Annotated in this window: 26 protein-coding genes; 7 read left to right on the top strand and 19 right to left on the bottom strand. The window is 59.2% G+C overall.

Going from position 1 to position 22,536, the window contains the following annotated elements:
• Positions 1–18 precede the first annotated feature (18 nt).
• The 4 genes from alkB to ACIP8I_RS01300 all read right to left on the bottom strand — a co-directional run bounded on the left by alkB (position 19) and on the right by ACIP8I_RS01300 (position 1,999).
• Positions 19–684 carry a DNA oxidative demethylase AlkB gene (gene alkB / locus ACIP8I_RS01285; RefSeq protein WP_400758552.1) on the bottom strand — a complete coding sequence of 222 codons (666 nt, stop codon included), beginning with the start codon at positions 682–684 and terminating at the stop codon, positions 19–21.
• Between the two features lie 5 nt (positions 685–689).
• Positions 690–1,400, bottom strand: a complete 711-nt coding sequence (locus ACIP8I_RS01290; RefSeq protein ID WP_400758100.1) for a 2OG-Fe(II) oxygenase — start codon at positions 1,398–1,400, stop codon at positions 690–692.
• Between the two features lie 95 nt (positions 1,401–1,495).
• Positions 1,496–1,666 carry a hypothetical protein gene (locus ACIP8I_RS01295; RefSeq protein WP_007964915.1) on the bottom strand — a complete coding sequence of 57 codons (171 nt, stop codon included), beginning with the start codon at positions 1,664–1,666 and terminating at the stop codon, positions 1,496–1,498.
• A gap of 30 nt (positions 1,667–1,696) precedes the next feature.
• Entirely contained in the window at positions 1,697–1,999 is a 303-nt protein-coding gene (locus ACIP8I_RS01300; protein WP_024164475.1) for a DUF1883 domain-containing protein, read from the bottom strand.
• A 212-nt stretch (positions 2,000–2,211) separates the two neighbouring features.
• On the opposite strand from ACIP8I_RS01300, the gene ACIP8I_RS01305 reads away from it, so the two are divergent.
• Both ACIP8I_RS01305 and ACIP8I_RS01310 read left to right on the top strand, forming a co-directional pair.
• A complete protein-coding gene (locus ACIP8I_RS01305) occupies positions 2,212–2,565 on the top strand; it encodes a hypothetical protein (RefSeq protein WP_400758102.1) in 354 nt (117 codons plus the stop codon).
• Between the two features lie 72 nt (positions 2,566–2,637).
• A complete protein-coding gene (locus tag ACIP8I_RS01310; protein WP_007964656.1) occupies positions 2,638–2,868 on the top strand; it encodes a hypothetical protein in 231 nt (76 codons plus the stop codon).
• A 3-nt stretch (positions 2,869–2,871) separates the two neighbouring features.
• Here ACIP8I_RS01310 and ACIP8I_RS01315 read toward each other — a convergent pair whose 3' ends face one another.
• Both ACIP8I_RS01315 and ACIP8I_RS01320 read right to left on the bottom strand, forming a co-directional pair.
• Positions 2,872–3,159, bottom strand: coding sequence for a hypothetical protein (locus tag ACIP8I_RS01315; protein WP_367084402.1), 288 nt, complete (start codon positions 3,157–3,159; stop codon positions 2,872–2,874).
• Between the two features lie 151 nt (positions 3,160–3,310).
• Entirely contained in the window at positions 3,311–3,496 is a 186-nt protein-coding gene (locus ACIP8I_RS01320; RefSeq protein ID WP_007964653.1) for a hypothetical protein, read from the bottom strand.
• Positions 3,497–3,754: 258 nt separating this feature from the next.
• On the opposite strand from ACIP8I_RS01320, the gene galU reads away from it, so the two are divergent.
• A complete protein-coding gene (gene galU / locus ACIP8I_RS01325) occupies positions 3,755–4,594 on the top strand; it encodes a UTP--glucose-1-phosphate uridylyltransferase GalU (RefSeq protein WP_007912230.1) in 840 nt (279 codons plus the stop codon).
• A 342-nt stretch (positions 4,595–4,936) separates the two neighbouring features.
• Here galU and ACIP8I_RS01330 read toward each other — a convergent pair whose 3' ends face one another.
• Both ACIP8I_RS01330 and ACIP8I_RS01335 read right to left on the bottom strand, forming a co-directional pair.
• Complete coding sequence (locus tag ACIP8I_RS01330) at positions 4,937–6,685, bottom strand: phosphoethanolamine transferase CptA (RefSeq protein ID WP_400758105.1); 1,749 nt, start codon at positions 6,683–6,685, stop codon at positions 4,937–4,939.
• Positions 6,686–6,884: 199 nt separating this feature from the next.
• Entirely contained in the window at positions 6,885–7,067 is a 183-nt protein-coding gene (locus tag ACIP8I_RS01335) for a DUF6026 family protein (RefSeq protein ID WP_007964649.1), read from the bottom strand.
• A gap of 274 nt (positions 7,068–7,341) precedes the next feature.
• Here ACIP8I_RS01335 and gnd point away from each other — a divergent pair, with 274 nt between their 5' ends.
• The 3 genes from gnd to ACIP8I_RS01350 are packed head-to-tail and all read left to right on the top strand — an operon-like array spanning position 7,342 to position 10,648.
• Positions 7,342–8,322, top strand: coding sequence for a phosphogluconate dehydrogenase (NAD(+)-dependent, decarboxylating) (gene gnd, locus ACIP8I_RS01340; RefSeq protein WP_400758107.1), 981 nt, complete (start codon positions 7,342–7,344; stop codon positions 8,320–8,322).
• A complete protein-coding gene (zwf, locus tag ACIP8I_RS01345) occupies positions 8,319–9,842 on the top strand; it encodes a glucose-6-phosphate dehydrogenase (RefSeq protein ID WP_400758108.1) in 1,524 nt (507 codons plus the stop codon). Before gnd ends, zwf begins: the two co-directional genes overlap by 4 nt.
• Positions 9,839–10,648, top strand: a complete 810-nt coding sequence (locus tag ACIP8I_RS01350; RefSeq protein WP_400758109.1) for an HAD family hydrolase — start codon at positions 9,839–9,841, stop codon at positions 10,646–10,648. Before zwf ends, ACIP8I_RS01350 begins: the two co-directional genes overlap by 4 nt.
• A gap of 122 nt (positions 10,649–10,770) precedes the next feature.
• Here ACIP8I_RS01350 and nhaB read toward each other — a convergent pair whose 3' ends face one another.
• From nhaB to ACIP8I_RS01365, 3 genes are all read right to left on the bottom strand, one after another.
• Positions 10,771–12,273, bottom strand: coding sequence for a sodium/proton antiporter NhaB (nhaB, locus tag ACIP8I_RS01355; protein ID WP_367084407.1), 1,503 nt, complete (start codon positions 12,271–12,273; stop codon positions 10,771–10,773).
• Between the two features lie 69 nt (positions 12,274–12,342).
• On the bottom strand, positions 12,343–13,632 hold the full coding sequence (locus tag ACIP8I_RS01360) for a hypothetical protein (protein ID WP_400758110.1): 1,290 nt from the start codon (positions 13,630–13,632) through the stop codon (positions 12,343–12,345).
• Between the two features lie 280 nt (positions 13,633–13,912).
• The gene (locus ACIP8I_RS01365) at positions 13,913–14,179 is read right to left on the bottom strand and encodes a hypothetical protein (RefSeq protein WP_003225374.1); all 267 of its coding nucleotides are present in this window, start codon (positions 14,177–14,179) and stop codon (positions 13,913–13,915) included.
• A gap of 346 nt (positions 14,180–14,525) precedes the next feature.
• On the opposite strand from ACIP8I_RS01365, the gene ACIP8I_RS01370 reads away from it, so the two are divergent.
• Positions 14,526–15,851 (top strand): sigma-54 dependent transcriptional regulator, encoded by a 1,326-nt coding sequence (locus tag ACIP8I_RS01370; protein ID WP_007964636.1) that lies wholly within the window; start codon positions 14,526–14,528, stop codon positions 15,849–15,851.
• Positions 15,852–15,936: 85 nt separating this feature from the next.
• Here ACIP8I_RS01370 and ACIP8I_RS01375 read toward each other — a convergent pair whose 3' ends face one another.
• From ACIP8I_RS01375 to pnuC, 8 genes are all read right to left on the bottom strand, one after another.
• Positions 15,937–17,259, bottom strand: coding sequence for a hypothetical protein (locus tag ACIP8I_RS01375; protein ID WP_400758112.1), 1,323 nt, complete (start codon positions 17,257–17,259; stop codon positions 15,937–15,939).
• A gap of 45 nt (positions 17,260–17,304) precedes the next feature.
• Positions 17,305–18,051 (bottom strand): hypothetical protein, encoded by a 747-nt coding sequence (locus tag ACIP8I_RS01380; protein ID WP_367084411.1) that lies wholly within the window; start codon positions 18,049–18,051, stop codon positions 17,305–17,307.
• Between the two features lie 44 nt (positions 18,052–18,095).
• Positions 18,096–18,776: a C39 family peptidase gene (locus tag ACIP8I_RS01385; RefSeq protein ID WP_007964629.1), complete on the bottom strand. Its 681-nt coding sequence runs from the start codon at positions 18,774–18,776 to the stop codon at positions 18,096–18,098.
• Positions 18,777–18,839: 63 nt separating this feature from the next.
• The gene (locus tag ACIP8I_RS01390) at positions 18,840–19,838 is read right to left on the bottom strand and encodes a heme utilization protein (RefSeq protein ID WP_367084412.1); all 999 of its coding nucleotides are present in this window, start codon (positions 19,836–19,838) and stop codon (positions 18,840–18,842) included.
• A gap of 73 nt (positions 19,839–19,911) precedes the next feature.
• Positions 19,912–20,484, bottom strand: coding sequence for an adhesin (locus ACIP8I_RS01395; protein ID WP_400758114.1), 573 nt, complete (start codon positions 20,482–20,484; stop codon positions 19,912–19,914).
• Between the two features lies 1 nt (position 20,485).
• A complete protein-coding gene (locus ACIP8I_RS01400) occupies positions 20,486–20,935 on the bottom strand; it encodes a hypothetical protein (RefSeq protein ID WP_098964142.1) in 450 nt (149 codons plus the stop codon).
• Between the two features lie 335 nt (positions 20,936–21,270).
• Positions 21,271–21,795, bottom strand: a complete 525-nt coding sequence (locus ACIP8I_RS01405; protein ID WP_400758554.1) for an AAA family ATPase — start codon at positions 21,793–21,795, stop codon at positions 21,271–21,273.
• Entirely contained in the window at positions 21,792–22,355 is a 564-nt protein-coding gene (gene pnuC, locus ACIP8I_RS01410) for a nicotinamide riboside transporter PnuC (protein WP_041064427.1), read from the bottom strand. The genes ACIP8I_RS01405 and pnuC overlap by 4 nt, the downstream gene beginning before the upstream one ends.
• Positions 22,356–22,536: the final 181 nt, after the last annotated feature.

The following is a 22,536-nucleotide window of genomic DNA, read 5'->3' on the forward strand; positions in this document are numbered from 1 at the left end:
GCGGTCAAATTTTTCAGATCACCCGGCGACACGCAAGGTCAGGTTGATCCGCCGCTCGCCCAGACGCGGATGCTGGCCGGGCTTGATCGGCAATACGCCGTGAAAACGCAAGCGATCGACCCCGCCCCAGACCACCATGTCGCCGTGCAGCAGAGGAATACGCTGGCTCTTGTCGCTGCGGGCAAAACCACCGAAGAGGAACATCGCCGGCAATCCCAATGACAGCGACACGATCGGCGCCGCGTAGGCATGTTCGTCCTTGTCCTGGTGCAAAGACATTTTGGCCCCGGGGACATATTGGTTGATCAGGCAGGAGTCTGGATGAAAGTCGGCAAATCCTGCGCACTCTGCTGCTTGGCGCGCCAGTTCTGACAGTACTTCTGGCATCGCCGGCCAGGGCTTGCCGGTCAGCGGATCCACGGAGCTGTAGCGATAACCGCTACGGTCGGTGATCCAGCCCAGGGTTCCGCAACTGCTGGTGCCCACCGACATGCTGAAACCGCCCGGGGTCATCATGTGGCGCAACGGTGCTACGGCGAGAATGGCTTCCAACGCTGGCAATAGTTGATCGATCACCGGCAAAGCGAAGCCGCGCAACACCCACGATTGTTCGCCGATCTGCTCGGCGCGGGGTTGCTGCTCGGGTTCGTGGTCGGCGAACAGGTCGAAGGTGGTCTGTTGCATGGCGTTCATGATGCGTCGTGAAAGATGATGCCCAGAGTATGCCGATTTCCGCTGTGCAGGCGACTGACGCCGTGACGCATGGTCACTCGATAATCACCGCGTGTGCCGCTGACCGGGCGCTGGTTGACCGCGAATATAACCGCGTCACCCTTGTGAAGATCCACAACGTGCGGGCGCGACTGCATGCGTGGGCGCTGCTCGGTCAGGATGAACTCGCCACCGGTAAAATCCTCTCCGGGCTCCGACAGAAGAATCGCCACTTGCAGTGGGAAAACCAGTTCTCCGTACAGATCCTGATGCAGGCAGTTGTAGTCCTCCGGACCGTATCGCAACAATAGGGGTGTCGGCCGCAGTTGGCCGGCAGCCTGACAGCGCTGCACAAACTCGGTATGGGTTGCGGGAAAGCGTACAGGCACATTCATGCGTTCGTACCAACGATTGGCCAGTGGCATCAGGCGTGGGTAAAGCGCAGTGCGCAGACGTCCGATAGTGGTCGGCAGGGGATAGCTGAAGTACTTGTATTCCCCGCGACCGAAACCGTGGCGGGCCATGATGACCTGCGAGCGAAACGGTTCGGTCTGCGGATACAGGGCGCTCAAGCGTTCACAGGTCTGCGCCGACAGCAGCGAGCGGACGATGGCATAGCCATATTGATCCAGATGCTGTTCGAGGCTTGCCCAATCGAGCGCATCCAGCCGAGACGGGGACATTGACATGCTGACTCCTGAACCCTTTGGTCGAGGCTGTCAGTCTGGGTAAATCCCGGCGGCAGAACACTCCGCCGCTTGCGGTCGAATCCCCGGATGTTGCGTTACAGGGCTTTGCTGACGGCGATGTCGCTGATTACATCATCAGTCTGGCCGTGGATGGCATCCAGTGCGGCCTTGGCTTCTTCCTCGGTGCCGTTTTCCAGTTGTGCGAACTCGAAACGGCGCTCGCCGTTGAGCTTGTATTTGATGACGTATTTGGTCGTTTGGGCCACGGTCGTGCTTACCTTTGCGTCAGGGGCGACTCAGCTCAGTTTGGAGCTGGAGCGGCGGATGATCTTGATCGAGTGGGTCAGGGTCGGCTTGCGCGTGACGCTGATGGCGCGACGGTTGACGGTATCGATGGTGATGTTCCAGAAACCGGTGCTCGGTGCGGTGATGCGCGCAGGAAACGTGTCGAAAGCGCCGCCGTGGTAGGTGTGGCGGCCGCCGTTCTTGAACGCGCGGAAGTTGGCGTCGTTCATCAAGCGGATGTTGCAGGTTTGCGAGCATTGGATGACGACGATGTCGTCTTCGTTGAGGTGCTCGCGCTGGTGAATGAATTTCATGGGCGCCTCCAGAAGGGCTTTTTCTACTAAATCAAAACGATAGCATGTGCGATTGGCGCAGTTTATCAGCCCGAACGGGTTATTATCCCGCCGTCGAGCGCTGCTTTGACAATTAAAAACAGTTATTCGCGATTCCATGCGGGTTTAATGGAGTAAGCCTCGGAGAAAAATGGCATTACTGCTGTCCGAGGGTCTTTATGGGAGGTATTTGTATGAAGTGGGGTGTGGTGTGTCTGCCGTTGATGTTAGTGGGTGGTTGCGCGAGTGTTTCCGAAATCAACGAAACCTTGCCCACCATGAGCGTGATTTCCGGCAAGAAACCCCATGAGTATGCTCAGTGCCTGGCCGACAAGCTTGCCAACAGCCGCGGCGCGCTGCAGATGCAGCCGCACAAGGATGGCGTGCGAGTGATTGTTCCCGGGAAATTTTCCACCGGCGCGGCCGCGGTGTTTGATATCGAAGACCGCTCCGGCGGCAGCAGCATCAAGCTGCATGAGCGGATGTCCAATGTGCCGATTCGTCCCCGTGACGTGCAAAACGCCGCCAATGCCTGTATTTCCGGCTGATAGAATAGCGCTCATCAGCACCGATGCCGTCACAGTCATGCTGTGACGGCATTTTCATTTCTGGAGTCGCGCATGAAGCGAGAACAAGTACGGGAACGGCATGCAGAGGGCCTTATCTCTGCCACGCATGTGATTCAAAATCCGGCGAACTCGGGCGAGTGGATCGTGTTTTTCAAGAAGAGTGCCGGTCGCAGCTATTTTCTGGTGGACGATAACGACGAAGTCGAATCCTTTGCCCGGCTCGACGACCTGATCGAGGTCGTGCGCGGGCTCGGGATCAAATTCGCCGAGATCCACATGTAGGGTCTATTTGCAGACCACCACCACGCTGCGGTTCTTGTAGTTGCCGACATCGACCCCCAGGGTCTTGTCGCTTTCCTTGGGCGCCGGCGTGCCGTCGGTACCGACGATGCGGTAACCGGTGCCGGCGCAGGAGGCGTCAGCCTTTTCGTAGCAGGTGGCCCAGGAGTTGGCTTCCCCGGAGCAGTCGATGCTCAAGCCCTGTTCGCCGTTGTTCAGGTAGGTGGTTTCCGAGGTGGCACAGCCACCGAGGGCCAATACCGCGAGCAGCGGCAGCATTCTGTTCATGTTCATAAGTGTGTCGTCTTCAGCGAGGGAGGGGCTAAACGCTCTGACAGCGCCAGCATGAAAAGGTTATAGCGATTGGCCACTTGTTTTCATCGCGCTGCGAGCGGCCACAAAAAAGCCCTGCACAAAGGCAGGGCTCGGCGTGTGTCGCAACCGATCAGTCCTGATCTTTGCCACGTCGCTTGGACGATGCAGGGGTGTCAGTGAACACCGACGCTACATCAGTCGCCAACTGCTCGCTGTCGAAAGGACCGGCGATGTGTTCGCCATTGGTAGTGGTCAGGTTCCACTTGCCGTCTTTCTTGTCGATCACATACCCATTGATGATTTTTACCGCGGCCATCTATCTGTCTCGTTCGCTGGATCAAAGGCGCCATGATACCGACAAATCCTCACATTGGGGGATGATGAGCGTATGGTGATGCAGCGCATTTGCGTGTTTGAGCTACTCTGTTTCCGCTGGGCAAAGTCGCCAACGGAACTATCGGCGAGAATATTTCTCTATGTTGGCATCGGTTAGCCAGTGCGGGGCATTGTAAGGTGCGCGCCGCCTGATTAGACTGCGCCGAAACTCGTACACACAGCCCTTTCAAGGACTTATATGATCAAGAAATGCTTGTTCCCAGCAGCCGGTTACGGTACTCGCTTCCTGCCAGCGACTAAAGCCATGCCCAAAGAAATGCTGCCGGTGGTAAACAAGCCACTGATCCAGTACGGCGTTGAAGAAGCACTGGACGCTGGCCTGACTGAAATCTCGATCGTGACCGGTCGTGGCAAGCGCGCTCTGGAAGACCACTTCGACATCAGCTACGAGCTGGAAAACCAGATTAAAGGCACCGACAAGGAGAAGTACCTGGTCGGCATCCGCAAACTGCTGGATGAGTGCTCGTTCTCCTACACCCGTCAGACCGAAATGAAAGGTCTGGGCCACGCGATCCTCACCGGTCGCCCGCTGATCGGTGACGAACCGTTTGCCGTGGTACTGGCGGACGACCTGTGCGTCAACCTCGAAGGCGACGGCGTTCTGACCCAGATGGTCAAGCTGTACAAGCAGTTCCGCTGCTCGATCATCGCCATTCAGGAAGTCGATCCGCAGGAAACCAGCAAGTACGGCGTGATCGCCGGCGAGATGATCCGCGACGACATCTACCGCGTACACAGCATGGTCGAGAAGCCAAAGCCGGAAGACGCGCCGTCGAACCTGGCGATCATCGGTCGTTACATCCTGACCCCGGACATCTTCGACCTGATCGAGCAGACCGAGCCAGGCAAGGGTGGTGAAATCCAGATCACCGACGCCCTGATGAAGCAGGCCCAGAACGGCTGCGTCATGGCTTACAAGTTCAAGGGCAAGCGTTTTGACTGCGGTGGCGCTGAAGGCTACATCGAAGCGACCAACTTCTGCTTCGAGAACTTCTACAAGACCGGCAAGGCTTACTGATAGCGCCGGATCTGCAGCGTGAAGGGTGTGAAAGCACCCAAGCGAATGTACCCACAAACGCCCCCACCTGTTCGGGGCGTTTGTTTTTGTGCCGGGAAAAGCCTTGAACCCGGCGGCGAGTTTTTACTGACGCCCTCTGAGCGCACTGGCTGCTTTTCAGGGAGGAAGGTACGTGCGAGCATGCTGGCTGCTCCGATTTCCCTCAGGCGGCGCAGCAGAGCCCCGTTAAAGCGGGTTACCTGTCCGCCCAGAACGAAAAAAGCTCCGTATCGCAAGATACGGAGCTTTTTCTTTATGCGTTACACCGGTTGCGATCTCTCGAAACCGGCGCCTTCCGAGCGGTTACTGTTGCACGACATTCGCAGCGGCAGGGTCAACCTTTTTCGGCTTCATCAGGCTGAAGTCGATCAAGGCGCGCTGCTCGCGTTCGTACGGGTTGCCGATCATCAGCGGACGCGGCTTGAAGCTGTCGCTGACCAGGCTCTTGCTGCGGTCCAGTTCATCGAAACTCAAACCGGCCAGGTCCGCCCAGGTGTGGATCAGGTGCGAGCTGCTGTACGGCCGGCCCAGGTCGGCGGCAAAGTTCCAGTCGTGGCTCTCGCGCCATTTCGGCGAAGCCCAGGCCATGAACGGAATGGTGTACATCGGCGCGGTCGGTTTGTTTTCGTTACGGCCGAGGGTGTTGTGGCCGGCGGAGTCAAACACGTCTTCACCGTGGTCGGAGAGATACAGCAGGAAGCCATTCGGATCGGACTTGGCGTAGTCCTTGATCAGGCTCGACACCACGAAATCGTTGTACAGCACGGCGTTGTCGTAGCTGTTGTAGGTCGGCACCTGATCGTCACGCACGCCGGCCGGCACGCCGGTACGGTCCTGGAACTTGTCGAAGGTCGGCGGATAGCGGTACTGGTAGCTCATGTGAGTACCGAGCAAGTGCACGACGATCAGCTTGCGCTGCGCCGGGTCGGTCAGCGCCTTGTTGAAGGGTTCGATCACGTCACCGTCGTACTGCGCGGCGTTCTGGTTGCGGTTGTTGTTCAGGTACACCTGCTCGTCGGCCTGCTCGGAGAAGGTCGTGAGCATGGTGTTGCGCTTGGTCATGGTCTGCTGGTTGGTGATCCAGAACGTCTTGTAACCGGCCTGTTTCATCATGCTGACCAGCGACGGCGTGGACAGGTACAGATCAGGGTTTTCTTCATCGGCGAAGGTCAGGACCTGCTGCAGCGCTTCAATGGTGTAGGGGCGTGGGGTGATGACGTTGTCGAACACCGCGAGCTGATCCTTGAGTTTGTCCAGCTCCGGGGTGGTCTTGCGTCCATAGCCGTACAGGCTCATGCGCTGACGGTTGGTCGACTCGCCGATCACCAGCACCAGGGTCGACGGTTTATCGGCGTCGGCAGCTTTCAGGTTATGCAGCGGCGGCACCTTGCTGGTGCTGTGCAGCATGTCCTGCATGCCGGCCAGGGTGTCGAGGTAACGGTGGTAAGCCACTGCCATCTGCCAGGGCACGGCTGGCTCGATGCGGTCTTCGAACTTCTCGAAACCGCCGGCGAAACTGCCGGTACGCTGGGTCTGTTTGATCAGCGGGTAACCGACCACGGCGAAGACGATCGCGATCGCGGCCACGAACGCACGGCCTCGGGGCATGTACACCGGGCGCAGGCGGGTCCACAGGAAATAGGCGAAAGCGGTATGGGCGAGGAACGCCGGGATCATCCACCAGGCGAAGTACTGCGTCATGTATTCGCCGGCTTCAGAGATGTTCGACTCGAACATGATGAAGATGACGCTTTGCGAGAACTCCTGCTGATAGATGAAGAAGTAGCCCAGGCTGGCCATGGAGCAGGCCCACAGGACTACGCCGATCAGCGCGGCCAGCAGTCTGGTGCGTTTGGGGAACGCCAGCATCGGGGCGAGCCACAGCGCACTCATCACGAAAGCCTGACGGAAACCGCTGAAACCGGAGGTGCCGGTCAGCTGGATCAACAGTTGGGTGATACCCGAGAAATACCAGAAGAAAGCGAACAGCCAGAGAACCCCGGCCCAGTCGAAACCTGTCGCAGTCGTTTTGCTGCGTTTGAACAATGCCATTCAGCACTCCAGCTCATCGTCACTAACCACCGCCGGAACGCTACATCAAACCGACGAACGGAAGCCGCGCGCAAACGCACGGCCAGAATGGGCCGGAGTATCACCAAGGCAATGTGAAAACTTCGTTAGTTGCTGATCAGGGGCAGGGGAGCATCATGTCGGGAACGACAGGCGCCGTTCCCGAAGCTGGCGGGGCAGGTCAGGCGTGCGGATGGCGCTGGACCACCGGCAGAGGTTTGGGCTGAGCGCCCTGGGTCAGCGAGCGCAGCTGCGCCAGCTCCTGCTTCAACTGGTCGCGCTCGTCTTTCAACTGGCGCAATTCATCGCGACGGATTGTGACGTACAGGGTTTGTGGCGGCATTGCTGTGTGTACTGTGCCCATTGCTCACCTCGCAAATGGCGTGTCTCAACTGCAAATCGTCCCCGCGTCGGGGCTACTGACTTGCTATCGGCGCCAATTTTGATTTCTTTTGCCCATGAATGGAACTTTTTTATTTTTCATGGTCGGTGTGTCTTCGGCAGGATTCGGGGCGTTATCAGTCTGGATCGGGCACAATGCCCGGAAACTTCATCGCAACGCTCTGGACTAACCTCCATCAGTCGCGTTGGGCTATAACCAATGACACACATTTATTTGTAGTAAGGAGCATCAGCACATGCAACTCGGGATTATTGGACTGGGCCGCATGGGCGGCAATATTGCGCGACGTCTGATGCTCAACGGTCACACCACCGTTGTTTACGACCGCAATACCGCTTTCATCGATAACCTGGTCGCCGAGGGCTCCACCGGCGTTGCCGACTTGCCGGCCCTGGTGGCAGGCCTGGCCAAGCCGCGTGCGGTATGGGTCATGTTGCCGGCCGGCGCACCGACCGAAGACACCATCAACACTCTGAGCGACTTGCTGGAAGCCGGTGACACCATCATCGACGGCGGCAACACCAACTACAAGGATGACATCCGCCGCGCCAAGACTCTGTCGGAGAAGGGCCTGCACTACATCGACGTCGGTACCTCCGGCGGCGTCTGGGGCCTGGAACGCGGTTATTGCATGATGATCGGCGGTGATGCCGAGACCGTGCAGCGCCTTGACCCGCTGTTTGCCGCTCTGGCACCGGGCATGGGTAACATTCCGCGCACCAAGGATCGCAAGTCCGAGGATCACCGCGCCGAGCACGGCTACATTCACGCCGGTCCTGCCGGTGCCGGGCACTTCGTGAAGATGATTCACAACGGTATCGAGTACGGCATGATGGCCGCGTTCGCCGAGGGCTTCGACATCCTCAAGACCAAGTCCAGCGAGCGTCTGCCGGAAGATCAGCGTTTCGACCTGAACGTGGCCGACATCGCCGAGGTCTGGCGTCGTGGCAGCGTCGTTTCCTCGTGGTTGCTCGATCTGACTGCCGATGCACTGGCCAGCGATCCGAAACTGGACGGTTTCTCCGGTTCGGTGGCTGACAGCGGTGAAGGTCAATGGACCATCGAAGCGGCGATGGAGCAGGCGGTGCCGGTTCCGGTGCTGTCCAACTCGCTGTTCTCGCGCTATCGCTCGCGCGGTCAGGGCACGTTTGGCGACAAGATTCTTTCGGCCCAGCGCTTCGGCTTTGGCGGCCACGTGGAGACTCCGAAGAAATGACCCATACGATCCGCAGAAAATCCAAGGCAGAACCCGCACCACCGACCACGCTGTTTCTGTTCGGTGCCCACGGCGACCTGGTCAAGCGCTTGCTGATGCCGGCGCTGTACAACCTCAGTCGCGACGGCCTGCTTGACGAGAATCTGCGGATCGTTGGCGTTGATCACAACGCCATTACCGATGAAGCCTTCGCGCAAAAGCTCGAAGACTTCATCCGCACCGAAGTGGCAGCGAAGGTCGGCAAGGGCGATCAGATGCTTGATCCGGCCTTGTGGGCCAAGCTCGCCAAAGGTATCAGCTACGTCCAGGGCGACTTCCTGGACGACAGCACTTATTCCGCGCTGTCGGCAAAAATTGCCGATAGCGGCACTGGCAATGCGGTGTTCTACCTGGCCACCGCGCCACGTTTCTTCAGTGAAGTGGTACGCCGTCTCGGCGCGGCCAAGTTGCTCGAGGAAACTCCCGAAGCATTCAGAAGGGTGGTGATCGAGAAGCCGTTCGGCTCCGATCTGCAAACCGCCGAAGCGTTGAACGCCTGTCTGCTCAAGGTCATGTCTGAGAAACAGATCTATCGGATCGACCATTACCTGGGCAAGGAAACCGTCCAGAACATTCTGGTCAGCCGGTTCTCCAACAGCCTGTTCGAGGCGTTCTGGAACAACCATTACATCGACCACGTGCAAATCACTGCGGCAGAAACCGTCGGCGTTGAAACCCGTGGCAGTTTTTACGAGCACACTGGTGCGCTGCGTGACATGGTGCCCAATCACCTGTTCCAGCTGCTGGCAATGGTCGCCATGGAACCGCCGGCCGCATTCGGCGCTGACGCCGTGCGCGGCGAGAAGGCCAAAGTGGTCGGCGCGATCCGCCCGTGGAGCGTTGAAGAGGCGCGAGCCAACTCGGTACGCGGCCAGTACCGCGCCGGCGAGGTCGATGGCAAAGCGTTGAATGGCTATCGTCAGGAAGCCAACGTGGCGCCCGACAGCAACACCGAAACCTACGTCGCGCTGAAAGTCATGATCGACAACTGGCGCTGGGTCGGCGTGCCGTTCTACCTGCGCACCGGCAAGCGCATGAGCGTGCGCGACACCGAGATCGTCATCTGCTTCAAACCGGCGCCGTACGCGCAGTTCCGGGATACCGAGGTCGACGAGTTGCAGCCGACCTATCTGCGCATTCAGATCCAGCCCAACGAAGGCATGTGGTTCGACCTGCTGGCCAAGCGGCCGGGGCCGGCGCTGAACATGGCCAACATCGAGCTGGGTTTTGCCTACAAGGACTTCTTCGAAATGCAGCCGTCCACCGGCTACGAAACGCTGATCTACGACTGCCTGACCGGCGACCAGACGCTGTTCCAGCGCGCCGACAACATCGAGAACGGCTGGCGTGCGGTGCAACCGTTCCTCGATGCCTGGCAACAGGATGCGAGCGTGGAGACTTACGCTGCCGGGGAAGACGGCCCGCAAGCCGCCAATGATCTGCTGACTCGCGATGGTCGCGTCTGGCATGGTCTGGGATGAGTGACTCGATCCGCTTTTTACTGAGTGATATGGACGGCACGCTGTTGCTGCCCGATCACAGTCTGAGCCAGCGCACCATCGACGCCGTTCGTTCGCTGCGCGAGGCCGGCGTGTTGTTCAGCCTGGCCACCGGGCGCCCGCCCAAAGCCATGTTGCAGCAGATCGAAGCCTTGGGCGTCGATCTGCCGACCGCCGCCTTCAATGGCGGCACCATCGTCAATCCGGATGGCAGCCTGTTGGTGGCGCACTACCTGCCGGTGCCGACGGCGCTGATTGCCCTGGCGTTGTTTGCTGACCAGCCGGATGTGGAGATCTGGGTGTTCAGCGGTGGCGACTGGTTGCTCAAGGATCCGCACGGGCCGATGGTGCCGCGCGAACAGCACGGCCTCGGTTATCCGCCGGTGGTGGTCGAGAGTTTCGAGCCGTACCTGGAGCGCATCGACAAGATCGTCGCCACCAGTACCAACACGGATCTGCTGATCGAGCTTGAGGCGCGCCTGCTGCCCAGGGTCAACGGCATGGCGCAGGTCTCGCGTTCGCAACCGGTGTACCTGGACGTGACAGCGCTGGAAGCCAACAAGGGCAACGCACTGGCGACGATCGCCGAGCATCTCGGCATCCCGCTGGAGCAGACGGCGGCGATTGGCGATGGCGGCAACGACCCGGCGATGTTCCATTGCGCGGGATTGTCGATTGCCATGGGGCAGGCGGAGGAGGCGGTGAAGCGTCAGGCTGATGTAGTCACGGCCCCCAACACCGAAGACGGCGTGGCGCAGGCGATCGAGAAGTACATCCTCCGTCGCTGAACTCACCCCAAAACAAATGTAGGAGTGAGCCTGCTCGCGATAGCAATGTTTCAGTCACCATTTCTGGGCTGACACACCGCTATCGCGAGCAGGCTCACTCCTACAGTTTTTGCGCGGCGGAATTACAGCCAGTAGCTGACGGCGTACCAGCCCAGCAGGCCCATCACCACGGTGTACGGCAGCGCCATCCACACCATCCGCCCGTACGACAGGCGCACCAGCGGCGCAATCGCCGAGGTCAGCAGGAACAGGAACGCCGCCTGTCCATTCGGAGTCGCCACGCTTGGCAGATTGGTACCGGTGTTAATCGCGATCGCCAGGGTCTCGAAGTGCTCGCGACTCATGTGCCCGGACAGGAAGGCCTGTTTCACTTCGGTGATGTAGATCGTGGCGACGAACACGTTGTCGCTGATCGCCGAGAGCAGGCCGTTGGCGATGAACAGCATGCCCGGCTGTTGCTCCGCCGGCAGCGCCAGCACCCACTGGATCAGTGGGGCGAACAGTTGTTGATCGTGAATCACCGCGACCACGGCAAAAAACACCACCAGCAATGCAGTGAACGGCATGGCGTCCTTGAACGCGCTGCCGAGGCGATGCTCATCGGTGATGCCGGTGAACGCGGTGATCAACACAATCACCATCAGGCCGATCAAGCCGACTTCGGCAACGTGAAACGCCAGGCAGCCAATCAGAATCAACGCGGCAGTCCCTTGCACCAGCAGGGCGGCACGTTGGCGCGGGGTGCGTTCGGCGTTGTCTTCGGCGGCGTAATTGGCCAGTACGGCGCGGACGTTGTCCGGCAGCAGGGTGCCGTAGCCAAACCAGCGCAGTTTTTCCAGCAGCAGACAGGTCACCAGGCCGGCCACCAGTACCGGCAGCGAGACCGGCGCGACTTTCTGGAAAAACTCTGCGAAGTGCCAGCCCATTTCATGACCGATCAGCAAATTCTGCGGCTCGCCCACCAGGGTGCAGACCCCGCCTAGGGCAGTACCGACCGCGCCGTGCATCAGCAGGCTGCGCAGGAATGCGCGGAATTGCTCCAGATCTTCATGGTGCAGGGCTGGCAGATGGCGGTCGTCGCTGAATTCGCTGTCCTGACGCGGATCGTTGCCCGAGGCCACACGGTGGTAGACCGAGTAGAAGCCGACCGCCGCGCTGATGATTACTGCGGTGACGGTCAAGGCATCGAGAAACGCCGACAGAAAGGCCGAGAGGAAGCAGAACATCAGCGCCAGCAGCGCCTTGGAGCGCACGCCCAGCAGCAACCGTGAGAACAAAAACAGCAGCAGGTCCTTCATGAAGTAGATGCCAGCGACCATGAACATCAGCAGCAGGATCACCGGGAAGTTGTGCAGCAACTCATCGTACAGTGCCTGCGGGGTGGTCATCTTCAGCAGCAGGGCTTCAATCAGCAACAAGCCACCGGGCATCAACGGATAGCACTTGAGGGCCATGGCCAGGGTGAAAATGAACTCGATCACCAACAACCAGCCGGCGGCGACCGGGCCGACAGTGAACAGCACCACGGCGTTGAGGATCAGGAACCCGACGATGCACGCCTTGTACCAGCGGGGCGAATGCCCGAGGAAGTTATGCGCGAACGCCTGGGCCAGTGAACCGGACATCGTTTGCTCCTTGTATTAAGAAGCGCGCAAGTTGCCGCAAGTGCCTGGCAAGTTCAAGTCTGGGGGGAATTATTGATTCAGATAGCGCGCGACCATGGCGCGGTAGTTGCCGTCCAGTGAATAGCCGCCGACCAGTATGTGTCCGTCCGCCTGTACCGCGAGGGAATTGGCGGTGTCGAGGCTGCGTCCCAGCCGCGTGCGCAGCCAGCCGTGGCCGTTGCCAAACTCGTGGTCAAGTTGGCCATCAGGCAAATAGCGCGCGACGATGAAATCCGCCTCGATTCCGCCAATGGTCGCGCCCACCGCGATGATGCGGCCATCGGCCATGCACTGGGCGGCGCTCCACTGGCAACCACTGGGGCCGATTTCCAGCAGATGCGGATGACCGGCATTGTTGCGCAACTCCGGTCGGCCGTTGTTGTGCAGGCTCAGTGCCAGACAGCGGATCGGATCGCGGCTGCTGCCAAAGCAGTGCAGATGCTCCTGCGACTCGATGACCTGACTGACCATGGCGCTTTGGCCGTGGGCCTTGAAGGCGAGGAAACCATCCACCGCGAAGCGCTCATCCAGACGCCCGTCCGGCAGATAGCGCGCCACCAGCCCCTCTTGGGGGAAGTCGATGGAGCCGGCGACGAGGATCCGCCCGTCCTGCTGCAGTGCAAGGCTGCTGAGCCAGGTGTTGAGCAGCAAATGACGAATCATCACGAAGCCGCGGCCATTGAAGCTCGGATCAAGCGCACCGTCTGGCATCAGGCGAATCAGCATGCCGGCATGGTCGGCGAGTTCGAAATGATGATTGGCGATCAGCAGAATGTGCCCGTCGTCCTGCACGGCAATGTCGCAGGCTTCGGCGCCAGGCACGCCGGGCGGCAGCCAGGCATCGCGGGAGCCGATGGACAAGTCGCCGGGCAGGCGCACCACTTTACGGCCATTTTCACCAAAGCGCGGGTCCGGGATGCCGTCGGCGCTGAACAAGGCAAGCGCGGGCAGGGTGCGGTGGGCGGTTTGATAATGCAGACCGGCCAGCAGGATACGTCCGTCGGGTAACACCTGGATTTTGCCGGCGGTGGCTTCGAAACCGGGTTCAAACTCGCCGATGACGCTGCCTTGCTGGCCGAACGCGAGATCGGCCGAACCGTCAGCGAGTATTCGCGCCAAGCCAAACCGGCTGCCCTGAGCGGTGCCGATCTTGGCCGCGACCAGCACGCGCCCCTGTCGGTCCAGCGCAACACCCTGGGTCATGCTGGAAACACTGCCAGCGAAATAGACCTGAGCAACGCCAGTCTTGGCGAATTGTCTGTCCAGTTGTCCGCAGCGATTGAGTAGTGCCGGTCGCGCAAAGGCGTTCTCGGAGGACATGCATGCTTCTCCTTGCAAGTTGACCAGGCCCGAATCGGGCGGGTAACTGCATGAGCGGAACATTCAATCCCTGAATACACGCAAGTTCAACTGACAGAACTAACAGGTGGAGGGTCGCACTGTGCCATAACAGTGTCTTTTTGAACCAAATGAAAGCATGCCAAGCAGTGGCACCTGATGCTTTAAGGGAAGTTGTACAAAAGTACTGGAGACGAACTACCGCAGGTAACTAACAGAACAGAGGGCGGATGACCTGAGCGTCATCCGCATGATCCTCTGATCAATGTGGCATCGACCACGATTGCAGCAGGTAACCTTCTTTGCTCAATTCGGCGCGGGCCTGTTGCAACAGCAGTTCCAGTTGCGCCGGATCGGAGTAGGCGCTACTCGGGATCTGCTGGCGACCGATGTGCGAGTTGGTACGATCGATGACGGTCAGGTTCAGTTCGCCGTTGCCGTCTTGTGGGGCCCAGGCCACGCACTGAAAGGGTTTGAACGCGTGGTTGGCAATCAAAAGAGCTTCGTTGATACGGAGCGGGGCGGTCATTGGGGTCTTCTCTCTGTCGTGCCCAATCAAGTGATGTGCCGTCGGTTGGGCTTACCGTTCGGCTGGTTACTTGTACTGATGCACGCAACCCCGTGGCAGGTCACACACGAAACAAAGAAATTTCAACTTAATTGCTCAGGCTCAACATTCCGAACGTTTTTGAAAGCCTGGTGAAAGATAGCAACTCGATAGCTGACTAATAAACTCGCTTCTTATAACTCGTTAGCTTGTACACCTATAAGCAATCGATACAAGGCGCTGTCAATTTCTTGCTAATGTTACAGTCGGGTCTGCCAAATGACTGTTTTTACAATAATTTCCTTAAATTTGGCGCCAAGGAACAGTCATGATCGAAGCGCCAGCGTTACGACGTTTATTGGTAGTCGACCCCTGTGACGACTGCCATCGCCTGTTACCCGGATTGCGCACGGTAGGTTGGGATGTCGACAGTTGTACCCTGGAAAATGCCGCCGATCGGACCTGCGATGTCGGGCTGCTGCGACTGCAACCTTTTCACCTTGAACGTCCCGAAGCGGTCAAGGAACTGATCAGTCGCAGCGGCACCGAGTGGATCGCGGTGTTGAATCAGGAAGTCCTGCGGTTGCAGAACGTCGGCGACTTCGTCTGCGAATGGTTTTTCGATTTTCACACCTTGCCATTCGATGTCTCGCGGGTTCAGGTGACCCTGGGGCGCGCATTCGGCATGGCGCGTCTGCGCGGGCAAGGCACGATTCACGTCGATCAGCCGGAACATGAACTGCTCGGCGACAGCAAGCCGATCCGCGAGCTGCGCAAGTTATTGAGCAAACTGGCGCCGACCGAATCTCCTGTGTTGATCCGCGGTGAAAGTGGCACCGGTAAAGAACTGGTGGCGCGCACGCTGCACCGCCAGTCCCAGCGCCACAGCAAGCCGTTTGTGGCGATCAATTGCGGGGCGATTCCCGAACACTTGATCCAGTCCGAACTGTTCGGTCACGAAAAAGGTGCCTTCACCGGTGCCCATCAGCGCAAGGTCGGGCGCATCGAGGCTGCCAATGGCGGCACGCTGTTTCTCGATGAAATCGGCGATCTGCCGCTGGAATTGCAGGCCAATCTGCTGCGCTTTCTGCAGGAAAAACACATCGAGCGCGTCGGTGGCAGTCAGCCGATTCCGGTTGATGTTCGCGTGCTGGCGGCCACCCACGTCGACCTCGAAGCCGCCATCGAGAAAAAGCGTTTTCGCGAAGACCTGTATTACCGGCTCAATGTGCTGCAGGTGGTGACCGCGCCATTGCGCGAGCGCCATGGTGATCTGTCGATGCTGGCCAACCATTTCTCGCACTTCTACAGCCACGAAACCGGCCGCCGTCCGCGCAGCTTCAGTGAGGATGCGTTGATCGCCATGGGCAAGCACGACTGGCCGGGCAATGTGCGCGAGCTGGCCAACCGCGTGCGACGGGGTCTGGTTCTGGCAGAAGGTCGACAGATCGAAGCCCGCGATCTGGGATTGCTCAGCCAGCACACGATTTCTACGCCGATGGGTACGCTGGAAGACTACAAGACCCGCGCCGAACGCCAGGCGCTGTGCGATGTGTTGAACCGCCACAGCGACAACCTCAGTGTGGCGGCGAAGGTGCTGGGGGTGTCGCGGCCGACGTTTTATCGGCTGCTGCACAAACATCAGATTCGCTAGAGACCAAAGCTCAAAAGATCGCAGCCTGCGGCAGCTCCTACAGTTGTAACCCTGTAGGAGCTGCCGCAGGCTGCGATCTTTTTCTTTAGAAGTAGTACGGGAATTTCAGGCTGAAGGAAAAGTCGGGGGCATCCGGGGTCATGCCGATCGACAGGTTGGGCACGATAGTCAGGTTGTCCGTGGCGGCAATGGTCATGCCGACGTTGAAGTAACCTGCGTTGGCGTCACTGGACACCACAGATTGCCAATCCCCGCCATCGGGTTTGAGTTTGCTCCTGCGTTGCACCAGATCAGACATCGAAAACGACATACTCATCTTTTCGTTCAGTGCAAATGCAATACCGGCGCCGATCTGGAAGCTGTCGCCAATACTGACCTTGCCCGGGGTTTTCTGGTTGACGGTCGAACTGATGTCGTCGAACGACTCTTCCAGGTTGTGGGTGTAGGACAAGCTGCCGAACAGCACAGCCGGGTCGAAGGTCTTGACCAGCGAGACGCCGGGGGTGATCGACCAGACGCCGTTGCCGGTTGGCAGCGTGTCAGGCACGAACAGGTTGGAGTTGGCGTCGGTCTGGCGCAGTTTGATACCGAACGGATCCTTGCCGGTTGGTGCCTTGACCCGCAGGGTGACCACGGCGTCCGGCGTGTTGACCGACTCGTCGAGGAATTTGTAGGCGATGCCGAAGTTGACGTCGCCGATGGTCGGGTCGCGCGAAACATCCTGTTCCGTCGTGACGTTCGATGCACCACCGTTGCCGCCGCCGGACTGATAGGTCGATTCGCGGTAAACCACCGGCACGTTCACGTCGAACTGCCAGCGATTGTCGAAGTTGTAGCGCCCGGTCAGGTCCAGCGTCCAGGTGTCGGCCTTGATCCGGTCGAGGTTGATGTTGCCGAGAAAGATCGAGTCCAGCGCGAGGAAGCCGTTGAGGATCAGCTGCCGGGTGTCGTAACGCGAGTAGGTCACGCCGGTTTCAAAGCTGAATTTACCACCGCCGAAGAAGCCGCTGGCCTCGTCGTAGAGGTTGGACACGCTCTGTGCCGGTTGCGAATCATCGGCCAGCGATTGACCGTAAGAAGCGCCGCTGCCCCCGGCCGCGCCCCCCGACGCTGCTGCGGCACCAGTACCAGGCGCTCCGGTACTGGTAGCGACTTTCGGATTGCCTTTCATGTCAGACGGCGACTTGGCCAGGCGTTTGGGTTGCGGGGCTGCCGGTTGATCTTCGACCTGACGGACCCGTTGCTCGAGCACCGCCAGGGCCTTTTGTTGTACTTCGTATCGTTGCTTCAGCTCCAGAAGTTCCTGTTTCAGGGTCTCCACATCTGCGTCGGGTGCTGCTTGCAGCATCGCCGCGGGTAGAAGAGTACTCAGACATACAGCGGCACGCAGTGATACTGATCGATACATGAATAAGCCGTCCCTTTAAGCCCAATGATCGAGACTCAGCGTAGTTCAATATCCGATATTGCGTAGTGCCCTGAGTTGAGTCAGGTTGCAGTCCAATGCGCCGGGGCTGATACCGTTATTGTTAAGCACAACATTGAGTTGGGTCATGTTGTTGACCACGTTGGCGCTGCCGAGCAGGCGGGTGTTCTGTAGCAGGCCACCCTGGGCCACTTGTTGCAGGGCAGTGCCCTGATTGCCCGAGGCCTGAATCGCCATTTGCACGCCACTGTTGCTGGCCGAAACGGCGACACTGCCGGCGGCATTGCTGGCCCCGATAGTCTGCCCGGCCATCAGGGCCTGGCCTTGTGCGGGGGCCAGTGGAGGAGGGGTGTTGGCTTCTTTTACATTGATCGCCACATTGTTGTTGGCGGTGTTGCCGTCGCCAGCGGCGCGTACGCTTTGGGTCACGCCCTGGCTGCTGTTGAGCGCCGCGCCACCAATGACATTGCCAGTGCCCGGAGTCGGGGTGCTGCCGTTGCCCTGTTCCTTGATGGTCGAGACATAGAATTCCGGTTTGATCGTGGCGGCCTGGATTTGCATCGACGTCGCAGCGCCGATCAGATCACCGCTGGCGTTGCGCCAGGTACTGCTCATGACAATGCCGAAGCTGATGATCCGCCCCGGCATGACGTAACGACCACGAAGCTGGGACAGCTCCTGATCCTGAACTTCGATGGGTTTGAATCCTGCATTGGCATAGCCTGACACGCTCGCTGCCAGGCAGGCGGCGGCCAGCCAGTATGAGGTTTTCATCTGCTGCTCCCGGGACATCCAGTCCCATTCTTTATAATCGGCGATTAAAAGAAGTCGCTCTGTATGAACCCGAAGTCCATCAATTCAGCATCTCTGACAGGGTTGAAGTTATCCAGCTTGTTCTTCGCGGTCAGCGGGGTCGGTGGCATGCGCAATGCATTGGTTTTGTCATAACCGGGGCCGACGATGGCGAAGACGATGCCGTTCCAACCTTTGACAAAGTCATCATGGGCGTAGCGTTTGTGGCCTAAGACGGGATCTCCGATATAAACCCAATCCTTGTCCGAACGCTGCAGCACCACGAAATGCTTGTAGCCGCGAATTTCCATCAGTACCACCACCGGGATTGTTACGTCGTCGAGTTTTTCCGGTGGAATCTTGTAGCCCCTGGCGCGCATGCCGATGCTTTCTATATAGCGTTTCATGTCCAGCATGGAAAAACCTTGCGTACGCACAAGGTCCTGGTCAGCGTTGACCAGCATGCCTTTGATGATGTGCTCTTCATCGACGTCGAGCCAATAAGCCTGGCGCAATACCGTGGCCAGTGCGGCGGCGCCGCAGCTGAAATCGGTTTTCTGTTCGACGATGTCGGCAAACTTGCGTTCACGGATGCTTTGCACGTTCTTGTAGACGAGTACGCCGCCGGGCAGGGCAGCGACAGGCATCTGGGCAGCCTGGGTCAGGCCGGACAGGCAAAGCAGGGCGATAAAGGCAGTCTTACGCATGATCGATACGCCTTTGCGGACTGAGGAAAAGCCCCGTTTCCGGGGCTTTCGTTTCGATCGCGATTACATGCAGGCTTTGCAACCTGCAGCGATGGACAGCGAGTTGCTTTGTTGGTTGCCAACGCCGGAAGCGTTGTTGAAGCCACCGTTACCCGACCAGTTGTTGCCTACGTTGGTCATGCTGGCAGTGTTGGTGACAGGGTTTTTCCAGCCGTCTGGGGTCAGCACTTGTTGCGTGGTTACACCAGCAAGACCGAAGGCACCCACAGCTTCGAAGGTGGCTTTCTGATCTTTGCTGCCGCCATTGCCGCCATGGCCTTTGTCGTCGTTGCCATAACCGCCACCGCCGTGGCTGTCACCTTTGATGGTAGCTTCGCCCACGGCGCCGAATACGCCGACGGCGGCGACAGTGCCAGTGAGGGTGTCTTTCTTGTAGGTCTGAGTGCCGTTGTTGCCGACTTGCAGACCGGTAGTGCTTTGGTTGGCAGCAGCAGCGGCTTGCGCTACACGACCACCGGACACAGCGATTGCCAGGTTGTTTTTCTGTTGGTTGAAGTTGCCGGCAGCGTTGTTCACGCCGATGTTACCCGAGCCACTGTTGCCAACGTTGTTCATGTTGGCGTTGTTGTTGCTGGAGTAGTTGCCAACGGTGTTGTTGCTGTTGACTTGAGTGGCGCTGGAAGCGGACACCGCAGAGCCGAAGATGAAGCTTTCGTCGGCGGTAGCCAGAGCCGCGGCGTTGTCTTGCTGGTTGCCGTCACCGGCCACGTTGTTGGCACCGACGTTGCCGTTGGCGCCGTTAAGCGAGCCACTGATGCCGGCGTTGTTCTGGGTGCCCTGGTTGAGGACGGTGTTACCGCCGTTGTTTTGCACGTCGAGTACCGCAGCACCGGCACCTGCGCCGATTTGCAGCAGTTCTTCCAGGGTAGGGCCTTTTGGTGGAGGAGGGTTGTGACCGTGACCACCATTGTTACCATGATCGTTGCCGCCTGCTTGAGCCGCCATTGCCATTACTGCTGCAAGTGCGAAAACCAGTGGTTTGAGAGCCATTGTAGTTTTCATGGTGTTTCTCCATCGTGCTTATTAGTTGGTTAAGTGTTGGTACTTTCTAATTGCACTGCTTTTGTTGTTTGGGTCAGTCAGCGACCCGGATGCTCAGGGTGTTAGCCATACGGTTCCCCACCCCGGCACTCTGGTTCACCTGAATCACCCCTCGGCTGCCGGTGAAGGCCTGATCACTTGTCGTGACCTGGCGACTGCCGGGTGAGGTGCCAGTTGCTCCTGAGCTCGGTAAAAGCGCCACGTTCTGTTGCGACAGGGCGCTGTCGTCAACGCTTTGCGGGGCAGCACTGATGCTGACGCGCGTCACGTTGGCCATCTGGTTGTTGGCACCGGCCCCCTGGTTCACGCCCAGGATCCCGTTGCCGTTACTGAAAGAGCTGCCGCCAATGGTGGCGCTGGCGTTCATCGACGGGTTGGCAGGGGTGTCCAGCTTTTGCCTGACGATGGTTGTGGCACTGGCATTGGTGCCAATGGCGATCGCTTTGGTGTTGGTCTGTTGCATCTGGTCGCCGGCGGCCTGGTTGACGTTGAAGTTGCCGCGGTACTGCACACCGGTATCCTGGATGTCTGCGTTGTTCACGGAACTCGGATCGGCCATGACGCTGGCACAGCTGAAGAGGGCAAGCAGCAGGAGGGAACGATTCATCTCATTGACCTCCAGCCATGCGAGTCAGCGGCGCCAGACCGGTGCTCAGCGAGCGATTGATCGTGTTGGAGATCGTGCCGCCACCGCCGCCGCCGTGACCGGCACTCATTCCAGGCAGGCCGTTGGGGTTGGTCAGCACGTTCATGCCGGGCATGTCCGAGTTCGGCGTGATCATGTTGCTGCGGATCGAAGCGCCGCTGGCGACACTGGCAAAGTCGCCGTCACTGAGTTCGGTGCTGGTCATCGCTTGATGGATTCGATCGGAAGGGTTGGCGTTGACCGTGGTTGGATACGGGTCTTTGCCACCGCTGCGCCCGATTGCAATGGGCTGGACGTCGCGGTTGAGAACGATCACGCCATTGCCTTCGGCCTGAACGTTGAAACTGATGAATGTGCTGGCGGCTGATCCAATCAGCAGAAGGCAGGTCAGGCCTTTATTGATATTCCCCACGGCGGCAATTCCTTCTTCAGTGGGCTGGCTCTTGTCAGCGTTGGGAAGGAGAGAGCGAAAGCTGTGCCGCTTTTCAGTTGTTGTTGGTTTTCAACGGGTTGGCGATGGGCCGTGCAGCGCTGATACAAATGCTGTTTCAGCGCTGAAACAGTCACCCAGACACCCACAGGGTCAATGGCGGCGCAAAGCTCTGGAACAAGGGTTTGCCGGGGACTGTTTCACTGGCGTAACAAATGTCCTTGCAGAATGATGAAGGCCATTTAAACGGCTGCTTTGCGCGGCATCGGGTGTTTCAGGAATGGACACTTGGGTCCCGAAGTTAGCTGTTTGCCAGGTCAATCAGCCATCAAGCGCGCGACTGCTTCGAAAGCCTGAAACCGCCGGTCATCCCAGTTGCCCTGAATGATTTGCAACGGTTGCCCGTGTTGTTCCAGCCAGTCGCGGGTGGCCTGAAAGAATGCCATGCGTTCGCTGAGCTGCGGCTGGCAGCGTTGGCCGTCGTCAGTCCAGTCGATCTGCTCCGGCGACAACAGCAGGTGCAGGTCGTAATGCCGCGCAAGCAGCTCGGGCTCCAGCCATGCAGGGCAGGCGCCAAACAGGGTCTGGCTCCACAGAATGTTGCTCAGCAAATGGGTGTCGAGAATCAGCAATTGCGGTTGCTGCGCCCGAGCCTGATCTTCCCACTGCAACTGCCCACGGGCGATGTCGGGGATGTCGTTGAGGCAGGTATCGCGTGGATTCTGCTCGATGAACCAGCGCACGTATTCGTCCACCCGCAGGCCGCCAAAGCGCTCCTGAAGGCCAGCGGCCAGCCAGCTTTTGCCGGTGGATTCCGGGCCGGTGAGGACAACCACCTTCATCGCTGCAACGCCGGATCGGCGCGCCATTCGCGCCAGCCTTGCACAGCAATCAGGGTGAACAAGGCATACAGCGCGGCGGTGAGGTACAGGCCCTTATAAAGGAACAGGCCGACGAAAATCACATCCAGCACGAACCACAGCGCCCAGCATTGCAGGCGTTTCTGCGCCATCCACAATTGCGCAACCAGGCTGAACGCCGTCAGTGCGGCATCGAGCCACGGCTGCGCCGCGTCGGTCCAGTGCGCCATGGCCGCACCCAGCAGCAGGCTGCCGAGGGCGCCTACGCTCAGACCGAGCAGGATCGAGCGCCGGTCCAGACGCGTGACGTCGCGCCCGTCGTGCATCGTCCCGGCGCGGGTCCATTGCCACCAGCCGTAGACTTGCAGCGCGGCGTAAATCACTTGCAGCAACATGTCCGAGTACAGCTTCACGTCGTAGAAGATCCAGCTGTACAGCAACACCATGACCAGACCGATCGGCCAGCACCACGGATTCTGTTTGACCGTCAGCCAGACGGCGATCACACCGAGGGCGGCGGCAAACAGTTCAAGCCCGGACATGGGGGTTCCTTGGGGGAATTGACGAGGGAGCGGATTGTACCGAAAAACCTGCAGGAGTGAGCCTTGCCGATTTTGACGGAGCACCTGGTCCCTCTGTGGGAGCGAGCTTGCTCGCGAAAGCGTTTTATCAGTAACGACTCTATCGACTGACACCAAGCCTTCGCGAGCAAGCTCGCTCCCA

Origin of the sequence: Pseudomonas sp. NPDC088414 (assembly GCF_044753325.1) — a bacterium.
Classification (GTDB): Bacteria; Pseudomonadota; Gammaproteobacteria; order Pseudomonadales; family Pseudomonadaceae; genus Aquipseudomonas.

What these genes read in the sequence shown, in the direction of transcription:
- alkB (WP_400758552.1), bottom strand. Translation starts at nt 684, where the DNA reads ATGCAACAGACCACCTTCGACCTGTTCGCCGACCACGAACCCGAGCAG.
- ACIP8I_RS01290 (WP_400758100.1), bottom strand. Translation starts at nt 1,400, where the DNA reads ATGTCAATGTCCCCGTCTCGGCTGGATGCGCTCGATTGGGCAAGCCTC.
- ACIP8I_RS01300 (WP_024164475.1), bottom strand. Translation starts at nt 1,999, where the DNA reads ATGAAATTCATTCACCAGCGCGAGCACCTCAACGAAGACGACATCGTC.
- ACIP8I_RS01305 (WP_400758102.1), top strand. Translation starts at nt 2,212, where the DNA reads ATGAAGTGGGGTGTGGTGTGTCTGCCGTTGATGTTAGTGGGTGGTTGC.
- ACIP8I_RS01310 (WP_007964656.1), top strand. Translation starts at nt 2,638, where the DNA reads ATGAAGCGAGAACAAGTACGGGAACGGCATGCAGAGGGCCTTATCTCT.
- ACIP8I_RS01315 (WP_367084402.1), bottom strand. Translation starts at nt 3,159, where the DNA reads ATGAACATGAACAGAATGCTGCCGCTGCTCGCGGTATTGGCCCTCGGT.
- ACIP8I_RS01320 (WP_007964653.1), bottom strand. Translation starts at nt 3,496, where the DNA reads ATGGCCGCGGTAAAAATCATCAATGGGTATGTGATCGACAAGAAAGAC.
- galU (WP_007912230.1), top strand. Translation starts at nt 3,755, where the DNA reads ATGATCAAGAAATGCTTGTTCCCAGCAGCCGGTTACGGTACTCGCTTC.
- ACIP8I_RS01330 (WP_400758105.1), bottom strand. Translation starts at nt 6,685, where the DNA reads ATGGCATTGTTCAAACGCAGCAAAACGACTGCGACAGGTTTCGACTGG.
- ACIP8I_RS01335 (WP_007964649.1), bottom strand. Translation starts at nt 7,067, where the DNA reads ATGGGCACAGTACACACAGCAATGCCGCCACAAACCCTGTACGTCACA.
- gnd (WP_400758107.1), top strand. Translation starts at nt 7,342, where the DNA reads ATGCAACTCGGGATTATTGGACTGGGCCGCATGGGCGGCAATATTGCG.
- zwf (WP_400758108.1), top strand. Translation starts at nt 8,319, where the DNA reads ATGACCCATACGATCCGCAGAAAATCCAAGGCAGAACCCGCACCACCG.
- ACIP8I_RS01350 (WP_400758109.1), top strand. Translation starts at nt 9,839, where the DNA reads ATGAGTGACTCGATCCGCTTTTTACTGAGTGATATGGACGGCACGCTG.
- nhaB (WP_367084407.1), bottom strand. Translation starts at nt 12,273, where the DNA reads ATGTCCGGTTCACTGGCCCAGGCGTTCGCGCATAACTTCCTCGGGCAT.
- ACIP8I_RS01360 (WP_400758110.1), bottom strand. Translation starts at nt 13,632, where the DNA reads ATGTCCTCCGAGAACGCCTTTGCGCGACCGGCACTACTCAATCGCTGC.
- ACIP8I_RS01365 (WP_003225374.1), bottom strand. Translation starts at nt 14,179, where the DNA reads ATGACCGCCCCGCTCCGTATCAACGAAGCTCTTTTGATTGCCAACCAC.
- ACIP8I_RS01370 (WP_007964636.1), top strand. Translation starts at nt 14,526, where the DNA reads ATGATCGAAGCGCCAGCGTTACGACGTTTATTGGTAGTCGACCCCTGT.
- ACIP8I_RS01375 (WP_400758112.1), bottom strand. Translation starts at nt 17,259, where the DNA reads ATGTATCGATCAGTATCACTGCGTGCCGCTGTATGTCTGAGTACTCTT.
- ACIP8I_RS01380 (WP_367084411.1), bottom strand. Translation starts at nt 18,051, where the DNA reads ATGAAAACCTCATACTGGCTGGCCGCCGCCTGCCTGGCAGCGAGCGTG.
- ACIP8I_RS01385 (WP_007964629.1), bottom strand. Translation starts at nt 18,776, where the DNA reads ATGCGTAAGACTGCCTTTATCGCCCTGCTTTGCCTGTCCGGCCTGACC.
- ACIP8I_RS01390 (WP_367084412.1), bottom strand. Translation starts at nt 19,838, where the DNA reads ATGAAAACTACAATGGCTCTCAAACCACTGGTTTTCGCACTTGCAGCA.
- ACIP8I_RS01395 (WP_400758114.1), bottom strand. Translation starts at nt 20,484, where the DNA reads ATGAATCGTTCCCTCCTGCTGCTTGCCCTCTTCAGCTGTGCCAGCGTC.
- ACIP8I_RS01405 (WP_400758554.1), bottom strand. Translation starts at nt 21,795, where the DNA reads ATGAAGGTGGTTGTCCTCACCGGCCCGGAATCCACCGGCAAAAGCTGG.
- pnuC (WP_041064427.1), bottom strand. Translation starts at nt 22,355, where the DNA reads ATGTCCGGGCTTGAACTGTTTGCCGCCGCCCTCGGTGTGATCGCCGTC.